The following is a 13448-nucleotide window of genomic DNA, read 5'->3' on the forward strand; positions in this document are numbered from 1 at the left end:
GCTATATCTATTATATAAAAGCTTAGCAAAGATCTTAGCAAATATCGTCTTATCTTGATATTTAAACTGATGAACTATTTTTTTGCTATGCTCATTACACTTAAATAAGCTGCGAGCAAACTCATAATTAGGTTTGTTGCTATAACAATTTCCACAAATGCAGTTATCTAAGATTTTTATACTAAATCTTTGTCGACATATACTACAATAGGGTCTTGCTATAAACTCTAGCTTCTTCCAACAACCGCTACAAAATTCACCGCTCCCCCTAGTATTTCCGCACCGCTTAAACATCTCTGCGGCAAGATATAATCTATAAGATAATTATAAGTCTTTATTAACAATTAAAATCCTCTTGAAGATTCATAGTGTTTAGAAGCATTCGGTGTTGATTGTGATGATGGTGCGCTAGCACCATAACGAACCCCCTTGCCACGTGACAAATTCTCTTGCATATGTTGGCTTGCTCATGAGCTTTATTTTGCTCAGGTTTTACTTTATTACTAACATTTGGAGTTATAAAAGATTAAAATATTTCTTCTTTTTTACCGTATATTTCTTTTAAATCACCAAATTGTGATTCAACAAAATAACCGACTCCTACTTTTACTGCCGATTTAACTTTTGCAAAATTAGTTTTTTCAGCAGGAGGAGCAAATTCAGGTCTCGCTGCAACCTTTGCTCTAGTTACATTAAAATGCTCTCTTAGCTGCCCTTCACTTAATTGATCAATTTTAGGGGGTATAGTTAAAAATTCTTCTAATGCTTTGGTATCTATTTTTGCTTGCCTTTCTTTTTCAAGCAAGTCTTTCTTATCTTCATAATTGCCTATTGATGTTTTAAACTATTTATTTGATTTATTTTATCTTTTTTTCGCTCCATACGCACTAAATTAGCATCTCCTTCACCTATTACATTAGCTCCGCTCCTCCTCCAATAGCACCTGCTACTAAACCGCCTATAATACCGCCTACAGCGCTTACTTGTGCTACTAAAGATATCGTCTCTAAGGTAGTATCTTGCTTTTAAAATCTCTTTAGTTCTAGTTGTATTTAATTTTTCAGATTCAACTTTTTCTTGGTAAATTTTAGATAATTGAGTATCCAAGACATTTTTAAGTTCAGGGCTATCTTTTGCTTTATCTATTCGAGTAGTAACTACTAACTCTGATTGCTTCACATAATTAGCTTTAATACTTTCTAGTGTATCAACCGGATCATAAGCTTTTGCTACTTTTTCTCCAACGTTAATTACTCCTTCTACTAATATTAGTAGGACTAGCGATAACTTTACTGCCCTCCTGTAACACTTCGATTACTACTCCACTTGCAGCGTTCTTTTTCCTGCTGGCTTATTTTACGATTGCCGTTCTCCTGTGAAGGCTCAGAAGCTTTTGTTTGTGCTGCTTCTAAAAGCTCTACTCTTTCAGGAGTATTTATTGAAGATTTAAGCTTATTATCTTCTGCTGCATTTTTTATTCCTTCTGCAGGAGTATTAATAGATGATTTACTGCTTAAATTTTCTTTACTCATGCATATCTCATAAAATTATGTTCTATGTTATTTCACATTCTATGTCATTCCCGTGAAAGCGGGAATCCATCTTTTAAAAAGTATAAACAAACAATGCTTTTATCGATTCTTGATTACTGGATTCCCACTTTCGCGGGAATGACATCAGAACTAGCTAGAAATGATACAAAAGAACACTCACCTCTTCCCCATCGCATAGCTAGTAATCAAGTTTTTTACAGGTTTAAAATTATTGATCACCTTAAATCCTATTTGTCTTAAACATCTTAAATTTTTGGAATGATTTGAAAAAATATTATTTAACTCATCAGTCAGCTTATACATAATAAAATTATCCTCTTGCCTTAACTTTTGATATTCTTGTAATGGGCCATTATTACTAACTATCATACTCAAAATCTCTATATCCTTTATGCCCTGATTAAGCCCTTGTCCGGCTAGCGGATGTACTGTGTGGGCAGTGTCGGCAATAAGCACTATACGGTTATGAAAATATCTATTTGCTATACGGGCTTTTAGTGGAAAGCTACTAATCTCACTATCAATAGTAATTTTACCTAGGGAATTACCGGCATTTCTTTGAGTTAAAAACCTAACTTCTTCTACAGGCAAATTAACAATTAAAGCAGCCTGATCAGAAGAAGTTGACCATATTACGGATGAAGCATATTGATCTTTTAAAGGCAGCAAAGCAAAAGGACCAAACGGCAGGAAATGCTCCATAGCACAATTTTCATGCGGCTTTTCATGCTTAATATTAAATGTAAGAGCAGTTTGATAAGGTTTCTCAATTTCATTAGCAAAGTAATGAGACCTCACTTTTGAATTTGCTCCGTCACATATAATTAATAAATTACACTTAATTTGGTTATCATCAAATTTTATAATCGAGTAGTCATTATGGCTTATAACCTCTTGATATTGATTATTATCAATTAATGTTATCAACGGATTATTAGTTATTTTTGACAATAGCATTTTTTTAAAGTCGCTATTCTTAACCACATATCCAAGTACAGCGTCAGCGTCATTTCGTAAGTCTAATATCTCTGAAGCCTGATTATCTACTACATATATGTCTTGCATTTCTGCTACAAACTTCTCAAGCTCTTCCCATATATCAATAGAGAATAAGAAATTTTTAGAATGCGGAGTTAAAGCAGTAGTTCTTATATCTTTAAAAAACTCTGGGCTTTTTACCGATTTACTCTCGAATATAGTAGTTTTTATACCCTTTTGTGCAAAAGAAAGCGCCGTTAACATGCCGCTAAGACCGCATCCTAAAATTACCGTATTAGACATCTTCCCAAACTCTTCTACTTCTAGAGGTAATTTGTGCGTCGATCCGATACTCGCATCCTCACGTACGCTTGTGTACGCTGCGGTGCTGCGTTTCGTGTCTCCTACAAATTCCTCGCTATAAGCGAATTTGGCAAGATGTCTATCAATCTGTTTTGTTTTCATTCGATTCATTTATGAAATATTTTAAATATCCGTTTGTTGCTATAAAGCTTAGAAGAAAATAAATAATTGCTATATCCAAATATGAACTATTGCCTGAGTATAAACCTAAACAACAAATCAATACACTCGCTAAAGTCGTGAAGCTATTTAAAATCAATAAATTTGTAAAAATATCCGTTTTGCTGATAAATAGGTAGGTTATTAAGCAAATAAATAATGAAATAATAATTAAAAAGATGTTAAGCATAATTTTTCGGTTTTACTGTTGGATACACAATCGTCATCGTCATTGCCAGGAAATTACGAAGTAATTGACGAAGCAATCTCAGGAGCTTGTTATTATTTCATGAGATTGCCACGCTCCCTACGGTCGCTCGCAATGACGACTTGGATATCATACCCCTCTCATTATATATAATCATTTATGACACTACAAACTGCAAATAAAATTAATTAAAATTCCTTAAATAATTTTAATATTATGTAATCTTAGCCAACCTTTACATTATAAATAGCTATTGTGACAAAAATGTTATAAAAAAATGTTGCTTTCTTTTACATTCGGCATTAACGTATATATTTAGGTTCTTGCGTACGATTGCTAATTGATTTAATATTTTACGATATTTTTTGCTGCAAATTATAAGATTTTTTTTGAAATATGAATAACTAATTCTTTCAAAAATCTTATTAATTGTCGCTAAAAAATATCGTAAAATATTAAATCAATTAGCAATCGTACGCAAGAACCTAGTATTAATATTTTTAAGGTAAATTGTAATGTCACAACTAGATGTTTTAATAGTAGACGATGAAGAGAGTATACGAAATCTCATTGCTGCAAATTTGAAAGATGAAGGTTTTAACCCTAAGGTTGCCGCTAATAGTACTCAAGCCCTTAAAATACTTTCCGAAAAACCGGTCTCTGCAGTTGTACTTGATATTTGGCTTCAAGGAAGCGAAATTGACGGACTTGGGATTTTAGAGATAATAAAAAAACGCTATCCTTTAATGCCGGTAATAATTATTAGCGGTCACGGTACTATAGAAACAGCAGTAAATGCTATAAAAATGGGTGCTTACGATTATATAGAAAAACCGTTTAATAATGATAAATTAGTTATTTTACTTACAAGAGCTTGTGAAGTAACAAAGTTAAAACGCGAAAATATAGATTTAAAATCAAAGGTTATAGATAAAACTGAATTAGTAGGCGAATGTTCGGTAACTTTAAAATATAAAATGGCAATAGCAAAGGCAGCTACCTCTAGCTGTCGTATAATGATTCACGGTAAAGTCGGTAGCGGTAAAGAACTTGCAGCAAGATTAATTCATAAACAATCTAAAAGGGTTAATAATCCGTTCATTATTTTCAGCCCTACCTGTATGACTACGGAAAAAATCAATCAAGAATTATTCGGCGAATTGGAAAAGCAGGCAAATAATAAACGCCCTACTATCTTAGAATTTGCCAATAACGGTACTTTATATATAGATGAGGTCAGTAATATTCCTATTCCTATCCAAGTAAAATTATTAAAATTCCTTAAAGATCAAACTATTACAAAACCTTGCGGAAAAAATATTAAAATTGATATAAAAATTATCACCGGTACTTCTAAAAATATCCAAGATGAAGTTAATAATGGCAAATTCCTAGAAGATCTATATTATCGCCTTAATGTATCCTCTCTAAAAGTACCTTCATTATATGAAAGAAAAGAAGATATACCGCTACTCGTTAAGTATTTTGTTAAGCAACTTTCAAAATTTTCAGGTTTAAAAGAACGTAGCTTTGCCGATGAAACTATCGCTGCTCTTCAATCCTATGAATGGCCGGGCAATATTAGACAATTACGTAACGTTGTTGAATGGACTTTAATTATGAATCCGTTAACTACAGGTAATAATGAAATTATAAAACCTTATATGATACCTTCTGAAATATTAGCAAATAGTGCTAATCTTACAAAACTTGAAGATAGCTTTGATATGTTATCTATGCCGCTTAGAGAAGCTAGAGAAGTTTTTGAGCGTCAATATCTATCGGCACAAATGAGTCGTTTTAATAATAATATTTCAAAAACATCCTCATTTGTCGGTATGGAAAGATCGGCTTTGCATCGTAAATTAAAATTATTAAGCTTACATATACCTCCTACAAATAGAATAAATGACGAAGAATATGAGGAAGCAAATGCTTAAAGTCATATCAATAATTACGATTTATTTGTTATTAAGCAGCTGCTCCGAATCTACTCGTGATGCGAACGGATTACTTACGGATAGCCAAAGCACGGTAATTCGGAATTATATAATATCGCAAAATTCTAAAAACCTTAAAGTGAACCTTAAAGAGAAGTTCGGTTCAAATTTAAAAGGAGTAAAATTAATAGGAGTACAGCTAATAAATGAAGATTTATCAGGAATAGATTTGACTTCCTGCGAAATATTACGTGCTGATTTTGCAGGTAGCAATTTAGACAAAGCAATACTTACAAATGCTATAATTCAAGAAAGTAATTTTGCAGATTCGGTAATAAAAAATATTTCCGGATATCATTCTGACTTTCAAGGTTCAATTTTTCACAATATAACATTACAAAATACAAATTTTGTTCAATCAAATTTTAGCGATACTGCTTTTAATAAAACTACTATAATAAATGTCAACTTTGAAAATTCTAAATTTAGTCATGTATTATGGAGCAATAATACTATCGACGGTGTTAATTTTCAAAAAGCTAACCTACAGAATAATAGCTTTAAAAATACTAATATAACAAATTCAATATTTTACGGTACGGATTTAGAAAAAAGTATAATAAAGAATACCAATTTTACTAATAATTATTTTGAATCTAGCAACCTAAGTCAAACTACATTAACAGCAGTAATAATTAAGGATTCTAACTTCACACAAAGTATTTTTAATGAAGTAAATTTTAATAACGTACAAAGTAATAACTCTTGCTTTTCATACGCTTCCTTTCAAGATTCAACATTACAAAATATTAGCCTTACTAAATGTGATTTACAAAATAGTACAATTAGTAGTTCAGTTTTAAAGCATTTTAAAATCAATAATGCGATATTAAATAATATGAGTCTAAACGATAATAAATTTAATACTTTATCAATAAAAAATAGTAATGCTAATTTTGTAAGGATTAATAAAACTAAAGGCTCAAATATTACTTTAGATAATATTAGCTATACTAATAATATTTTTAGTAATAATGATTTTAAACAATTTATAGTGATTAATACTGACTTAAACAGCAGTGAAATAATAAACTCAAATATAACTAACGGACAATTTAATAATATAAATTTTTCTAAATCTTTAATACAAAACGTAAATTTTTCAGATGTTAAAATTACTTTAGGCAATTTAAACCAAGTAGCTCTAATAAATTCCACTCTAACAAATACTGCGGTTATTAACTCCGTCCTTTCTAATTCGCAAATAAATAATATTAACTACCAAGCGTATTCCAGTTTTATTAATACTAATGTTTCTAATAATATTATTTTAAATAGTGATAATTCGAGCAAAATTCTACCAAATAATATAGTAATAAATTCGGTAAAAGATTTGCAAAAAATAACTCACTTAGCAAATATGAATTTAACAAATTTTGACTTGAGCAACTTAATATTTGATAGAGTAGATTTTTCAAATAGTATCTTTAAAAATGCTAACCTAACAAATACGGTAATAAAAAATTCCATTTTAAAAGAGGCTAATTTTTCTGCAGCAATACTTACTAAAACAGATTTTTCAAACTCAATATTAACAGATAGTATATTTAAATCAGCTAAAATTGATCAGGCGGGCTTTAATAACTCCGACCTAACAAATGCCGATTTTACCGAAACAGCAATTAAAGATACTTCGTTTGATAAAGCTAAGACAAGCGGAATGAAAGGAGTAGAATAATCTTTAAATACCTTGGTCCTTATACGAACATTCAGTATGTCATCCCCGCGTGGCATTGTTGCGTGGATCAGTAAATGCTCTTTATGTCATTCCCGCGAAAACGGGAATCCAGTAAAACATATAAAAAATTTTTTATATGCTTATTTTGTTAAAGGTATAATTTTGTCCAATATTAAGGGTTATTTTTCTAGATGCCTGCTTTCACACAGGAAGAACATAACATTTACCTTTGGTTGCTCTTGGAAGACTTTGCTTTATTAGTAGGAGTATTAGACGGTGTAAATGAATTATTATTTATAAAAGCAGTAGGACTTTGTTGCTTCATTCTATTAATAATTTGTTGTTGTTTAAGAGTATTTATCTTTTGTTTTCCGGCTATCCTTATAGATTGAGTAATTTTGGCAGTTTCTACAAATATTTCCTTAGGAGTTTGTAGCTGATCAATTCGCTCATAATGTTTTTTAAGAAACTCTTCTTTTATCTTTGGCTTTATTCCTTTCAAATCAACATATGTTCTATATAACTTCTTTAATTTTATTTGTTGCTTGGAAGATTGGTGAGGAAGTGATTTAATCGAATTAACAAGACTACTACCTATTTCTTTTATAATATTAACTGCAGGCGAAGCTATTTTCTTTATTCCTTCATAAATTTTACCTAACCAACTAGCAATAACATCTAATAGTTTAGGCGCATATTCTTTAGATATAGGGGGTATATCCCTAATAATATCTCTCGCTTCAGTTAGATTATGAGCTAAATGGAGTAATGCTTTTTTCTCCTCTAACTCGGTAGAACGATTAGCATATGAACTAGCTATATCTGCCTGAGCATCTATAGTATCGGTAATTATTGCTTTAGTATCATTAAAAGAAAGATCTATAGGTGTCTTTTTTTGCGTTATAGGACTGTCTTCTCTTAATTTATCTAGCCTATCACGTATTGCTTGGTCTTTTTGATCATTAAGGCTTTTACTTTTTTGTTCTAGTTTAAGCTCAGATTGCAGCTGCTCAATTAGATCGTCTACTTCATTACCGGATTTTTTTGTGGGGATATAAGGTCTATCTTGGAGCTTTGCAAACCTTTCTTCTAATTCTTCAAGTGATGGAGGAGTGCCTTTAAGTTTTGCTAGTCTTTCTTCTAATTCTTTTATTATTTGATCGTCCTGCTTTTTCTTAGACATATATATACCTCTATAATAATTCCTAGGTTTTGTAAAAGAAAATTAATAAGATTTTTGTAATAATAGTTATTCCTATTTCAAAAAAATCTTATGATTTACAACAAAAAATAGATTAATTTAATTTTCCGCATGCAAAGCCTAGTTATTAATAACACAAACTACTAACTAAAATAAAGTATTTTTTGATATGAGTTAAGATATAATTATATAAAGCTAGCATTATCCGTGTGGATCAGTTTTGCCATTATCACCTAGTTCCTTGATCACGGGGTCTAATTAAAAATACTAATAATATTAGTATTTTAAGTTGTTTTCTGGATACCACACAATTCAGCTAATTCTGCACATGCCTTATTTTCTCATATAACTTTAAACATTTTTCTTTTTTAACCATTCCCTCACTTCATCAGTAGTGTAAGTTTTAAAATCAGGGGCATTAATTCTTTGCAAAGCAATTTTGCATCTTCTGAATCTTCTTGTATTTCCTGTAGATAATCTTCAATTGCTTTACGTACTATATATACCCTTTTGATCTGTCTAAGTTTTTTGCTGACTATGCTAAACTATTATTTAGTTCGTCCGGAATAGTTAAATTCAGTCTTGCCATCTTGTGACCTATCTTTAATTAATAACACTTACGACACATAATAGCACAAACTACAAACTGAAAAAAGCTATAAATACTTATCCAACACGTCCGACATAATTTTACGAGCTACAGGGGCGGCGGCTTTACTACCGCCTCCGCCATGATCAATAAAGACGGTAACGGAATAACTAGGATCGTGATAAGGAGCGAATCCTAAGAACAAGGCATGATTACGCCTCTCCCAAGCAATAGATTTACGGCTTAAATCATCTTTAGCATTTAGTTTGCCTTGCACCTGCGAAGTACCGGTTTTACCAGCGAGCTGCCTATTTTTGCCTAAAATTCTATTATAATACGCCGTACCTCCCGCAACATTAACGGTATTATACAAACTTTCTTGGATTATTGTGATATTTTCGGGCTTAATATTGACATTATAAAATTCCGGATCATTTTTTAATATTCTAGGCGTATACAGTTTACCGTTACTTGCAATAGCTGTAATAAACCTTGCAAGCTGCATCGGCGTTACCCCTAGAAACCCCTGTCCGATTGCTAAATTAAAACTATCTCCTATTGACCAAGGAAGCTTTAATTTTTTCTTTTTCCACTCTTTTGACGGTACAAACCCGCTACTTTCAGGAGCTAAATCAATACCGGTTTTTGAACCGAGGCCAAATTCTCTTGCAACTTCAAGAATTTTATCCGGACCTACTATTCTTGCTAATTCATACATATAAATATTACAAGAATGCTTTAAAGCAGACATCATATCTAACGTTCCGTGTCCGCTATGATTCCAACATCTAAAGCTATTAGTACCAAGAGCAGAGCTACCGTCGCAAAAAACGGTTTTATTAGGATTAATGCCTACTTCAAGGGCTGCAAGTACGGTAATTATTTTAAAAACCGAGCCTGGAGGATAAGAATTTTGTATTACCTTATTAATTAAAGGCTTATAAGGATCACTCGTTAAACTTTGCCAATAATTTTCCGATAATTTACTGAAATGATTTGATTCAAAACCCGGAGTGGAAGCACAAATTAGTACATTTCCGGTTTTAGTATCCATAACTATTGCCGAAGAACCTTTAGGATTTAAATATTGCTGGATATTTTGCTGAAGAGACACATCGATATTTAAATGCATATCTTCGCCCGATTTAGTAGGGGTTCCTGCTATTTCTCTTACCTGCTTACCGTAAGCGTTTACTTCAACTTTTTTATAACCAAATGCTCCTCTTAGTTTGTTATCGTAATATTTTTCAATACCGGATTTACCGATATTAAAATCGCTTAAACTATGTATATTTAATTCCTGCTTCTCGTGCTCATTTATTTGACCAAGATAACCGATTAAATGAGAAGTAACGCTTGAAAAAGGATAAAACCTTAAATAACCTATATCAATAAATATTGAAGCGAGTTTATGCTTTTGTTCTTCAATCATTGATACTTGCTGCCAATCAAGCTGATCAAATATTATTAAAGGAGTGTGGCGACTAGATTTTTTAATTTTTTGCTTAATATAATTATATTTTTCCGGAGATAAATTTAGAATATTACTAATTATTTCTAATTCATCCCTATAATTATTATTAATGCTTCTATCTATTACTAGCTGATAACATGGTTTATTAGTAGCTAAAATATTGCCGTCTAAATCGTAAATTCTTCCTCTAGTCGGTGGAAGTACAACAAAATTAATACGATTCTTATCCGATAAAGTCTTATATTCTTCGCTTTTAATAAGCTGTAAATAAAACATTCTTATTCCAAGCAACGATAAAAATCCGAGTTTACCTAATCCGATTATAAAGGCTCTTCGTGAAATTAACTCACCATGTAGTATTTTCTTATTTAGCATACTTTTTAAAGTAATTCATAGGAGAGTCAAGTACAAGACGAATTATATTATAAGAAAATATAGTTGTTAAAAATTGAAAGAAAATTATTAAATATCCGTCTGCTTCTAGTTTCTTGATTGTTATTAGTAAATATTTAAAATTCAATATAAATAAACAATAAACGCAAAAAATAATGAAATTTATTAAATAGTTTTTAGCTACAAAATATTTTGAAGATAATTTATAAATCGTATATGCCGATAAAAAAACTAGCGAATTTGTACCGATAGGCATACCACTTATTTGATCTATAAATAGACCGAGAAAAAATATGCTAAAAATATTTAAGGAATATAACGACATAAAATAATAAATAAATATAATTTCCATCGCCGGAAAGATTCTGCTTTGAATATTTATTTTATAACTCACTAACGGAAATAATATTATAAAAAAACATAGCAAAGCAAACAGCAATTTTAATATTATTTGTAAGCTATTTTTATATATTTCCTGTTTTATCTTTAACATAAATAGTTTTTTGTTATATAGTTTTGTACTGTGTCATACCGTGACTTGATCGGCAATTAGGTTATCATCCCACGACTTGATCGCGGGATCTATATAAACAACATTTTGTGTGGTCATTTTTACTGGACCCCGTGGTCAAACCACGGGGTGACAATAGAAAAATTGCAACCACCCAACGACCATATCAACCATATACAAAATATAAATTAATTTTCTATTTTGTACAGTTTTAAAAAATGAATATGGATTCTACAATAACTCACAACAACTAGGGTTAGGTCTTTTATCATTATCGCTAAGCTCTAATTCTTCTTGTGCCTCGGAACTTGTGGATATAAATAGTTGTTTTGATATAATATTATTTATTGTTGTCGTAAGATCAAAAGACTTAAGCCATGGGATAGGTATACTAGGTTTATCTGTTATATTTTTATTTTTTGACATAAAAACCTCCTTGTTAGCTTATAAATGCGTCATTGCCAGAAAATTTAGGCTTTTTGTTGCACAGATCGTTTTATGTCATTCCCGCATAGGCGGGGATGACATCAAGTAGGTTTTACCGATCTACGCAACAATGCCTGCTCGCAATGACAAAATCTATAATTATTAGGTAATATTTTAACTTTCTTCCTCACTTTGTTCTATCGGTTCTAAACCATATAAAGATATCATACGTTCAAATACTCTACCGGCAGTAGGAGCAGCCGTCCAACTTGCGGTTGCAAAGCCAAAGCTTTCTTTAGTCGGTTTCGGCTCATCAAATCTAATAAAAATAATATATTGCGGGTTAGATGCAGGCAGCATACCTAAAAACGATGACGCTCTACTATTTTTTAGATATTTCTTTTTTCCTCCTGCCCCTTGTGAAAGTTTTTCTGCCGTACCGGTCTTACCGCCGATAAGATAGCCTTTGACCTCTGCTCTTTTACCGTTACCTTCTTTTACTACCGCTCTAAATAATTTTTTCATTTGGGTAGAGGTATTTTCACTAAAAACTTTTGTACCTATTACTTTTTCATCCTTTCTTTTTAATAAAGTAAGATCATATAAAGTACCGCCGTTAACAACCGGTAACATTGCTCTAACAAAATGCAAAGGGCTAATCGAAATGCCGTAGCCATACGACATAGTAACACTCGTTAACTCATTCCATCTTTTCTCGGAAGGAAATAACGGAGTACCTCTTTCAGGTAATTCTATTTGCAACTGATCTAATAGACCTAATTTCTTTAGGTATTTTTTAAAATTGCTTTTACCGATTTCAAGCATAATTTGACTTGTGCCAATATTTGAAGAATATAGAAAAATCTCAGGTACACTATGCCATCCTTGCCTTGGCGTATAATCCTTAAGCTGGAATCCTCCTACTTTCATATAACTTATATCATAAGCATCATTCATATTTATTACACCGGTATCAAAGCCAACTGCCATAGTTAATGCCTTAAACACCGAACCCATTTCGTAAATCCCGAGACTTGCTATATTAAACAGCTCTTCCGGTTTGGCTAAACTCGGATAATGTGGATCGAAATCAGGCTTATTTACTAATGCTAAAATCTCGCCATTATTTGGATCAGCAATAATGCCTACTGCTCCTATGGCCTTAAATTGCTTTAAAGTTTTATCAATCTCCTCACTTAAAATACTTTGTAATCTGATATCAATAGATAATTGAAGCGGTTCTTTCCGATTCTTTGGTTCGTTTAATTCATAATCAGAATTAGTTAAATACTTATCATAAGCGAGCTCTAAGCCACTAAGCCCTACCGAGTCTCTGCCTACATAACCGACAACATGCGACAATAAATTAGAAAAGGTATAAATTCGTTTCTGCTCTTCTTCAAATTCAAAACCAAGTAACCCAAGGCTAGTTATCTTTTCTTGCTGACTAGGTAGTACATCCCTTTTTACCCATATAAAGCTTTTATTTGACTTAAGTTCTGCAAGTAATTTAGCTTTATTAATATCAGGTAGAATTTCTGCTAGCTTTTTTACGGAAGTTTCAGGATCAAGTACTATTTGTGGATTAGCAAATAATGAGGCAGAAGGTAGGTTCACTGCTAATAAATTACCGTTTCGATCAACTATTTCTTTTCTAAATTGATGATTTTTTTTAAAGGAATTAATATTTTTATCGTAAACACTCGTAGCAACGATTATCAATCTGTAAGATAAAGTACAAAAAAGAAAAGAAAAGACACAAATAACCATTAATAATCGGATTTTTGTATTTTTACTACAAACATTCCAAATTGTTAGACTTTTAATTGTAGGTTTCCATTTTTCCCAAATTTGTTTCATATGTTATTTATGGTGTTTCAAACACTAATATTTCCGCAATCCTTATGTCATTCCC

Annotated in this window: 12 protein-coding genes; 2 read left to right on the top strand and 10 right to left on the bottom strand. The window is 31.5% G+C overall.

The genetic code is table 11. The features are described from left to right. Window positions 1–526: 526 nt before the first annotated feature. The 5 genes from RC_RS04220 to RC_RS07745 form a co-directional block, all read right to left on the bottom strand. A complete protein-coding gene (locus tag RC_RS04220) occupies window positions 527–805 on the bottom strand; it encodes a hypothetical protein (protein ID WP_010977452.1) in 279 nt (92 codons plus the stop codon). 23 nt (window positions 806–828) lie between these two features. Continuing rightward, window positions 829–1179: a hypothetical protein gene (locus tag RC_RS09125; RefSeq protein ID WP_010977453.1), complete on the bottom strand. Its 351-nt coding sequence runs from the start codon at window positions 1177–1179 to the stop codon at window positions 829–831. A gap of 110 nt (window positions 1180–1289) precedes the next feature. After that, a complete protein-coding gene (locus RC_RS04230; protein ID WP_010977454.1) occupies window positions 1290–1532 on the bottom strand; it encodes a hypothetical protein in 243 nt (80 codons plus the stop codon). A gap of 177 nt (window positions 1533–1709) precedes the next feature. Continuing rightward, window positions 1710–2996 (bottom strand): 2-octaprenyl-6-methoxyphenyl hydroxylase, encoded by a 1287-nt coding sequence (ubiH, locus tag RC_RS04235; RefSeq protein WP_041471730.1) that lies wholly within the window; start codon window positions 2994–2996, stop codon window positions 1710–1712. Continuing rightward, the gene (locus RC_RS07745; RefSeq protein ID WP_012719844.1) at window positions 2977–3243 is read right to left on the bottom strand and encodes a monovalent cation/H+ antiporter complex subunit F; all 267 of its coding nucleotides are present in this window, start codon (window positions 3241–3243) and stop codon (window positions 2977–2979) included. Before RC_RS07745 ends, ubiH begins: the two co-directional genes overlap by 20 nt. A gap of 533 nt (window positions 3244–3776) precedes the next feature. Here RC_RS07745 and RC_RS04240 point away from each other — a divergent pair. Then, window positions 3777–5201 (top strand): sigma-54-dependent transcriptional regulator, encoded by a 1425-nt coding sequence (locus tag RC_RS04240; protein WP_010977456.1) that lies wholly within the window; start codon window positions 3777–3779, stop codon window positions 5199–5201. Further along, window positions 5194–6939 (top strand): pentapeptide repeat-containing protein, encoded by a 1746-nt coding sequence (locus tag RC_RS04245; protein ID WP_041471731.1) that lies wholly within the window; start codon window positions 5194–5196, stop codon window positions 6937–6939. The genes RC_RS04240 and RC_RS04245 overlap by 8 nt, the downstream gene beginning before the upstream one ends. Window positions 6940–7162: 223 nt before the next feature. Here the strand turns inward: RC_RS04245 and RC_RS04250 are convergent, their stop codons facing one another. The 5 genes from RC_RS04250 to RC_RS04270 form a co-directional block, all read right to left on the bottom strand. Further along, a complete protein-coding gene (locus RC_RS04250; RefSeq protein WP_010977458.1) occupies window positions 7163–8122 on the bottom strand; it encodes a hypothetical protein in 960 nt (319 codons plus the stop codon). Window positions 8123–8796: 674 nt separating this feature from the next. After that, the gene (gene mrdA / locus RC_RS04255) at window positions 8797–10578 is read right to left on the bottom strand and encodes a penicillin-binding protein 2 (protein WP_010977459.1); all 1782 of its coding nucleotides are present in this window, start codon (window positions 10576–10578) and stop codon (window positions 8797–8799) included. Continuing rightward, window positions 10568–11089 carry a hypothetical protein gene (locus tag RC_RS04260; protein ID WP_010977460.1) on the bottom strand — a complete coding sequence of 174 codons (522 nt, stop codon included), beginning with the start codon at window positions 11087–11089 and terminating at the stop codon, window positions 10568–10570. Before RC_RS04260 ends, mrdA begins: the two co-directional genes overlap by 11 nt. A 249-nt stretch (window positions 11090–11338) precedes the next feature. Then, complete coding sequence (locus RC_RS04265; RefSeq protein WP_004998106.1) at window positions 11339–11533, bottom strand: hypothetical protein; 195 nt, start codon at window positions 11531–11533, stop codon at window positions 11339–11341. A 174-nt stretch (window positions 11534–11707) separates the two neighbouring features. Continuing rightward, window positions 11708–13393 (bottom strand): peptidoglycan D,D-transpeptidase FtsI family protein, encoded by a 1686-nt coding sequence (locus tag RC_RS04270; protein ID WP_010977461.1) that lies wholly within the window; start codon window positions 13391–13393, stop codon window positions 11708–11710. Window positions 13394–13448: the final 55 nt, after the last annotated feature.

It is taken from the genome of Rickettsia conorii str. Malish 7 (assembly GCF_000007025.1).
Lineage (GTDB): Bacteria > Pseudomonadota > Alphaproteobacteria > Rickettsiales > Rickettsiaceae > Rickettsia > Rickettsia rickettsii.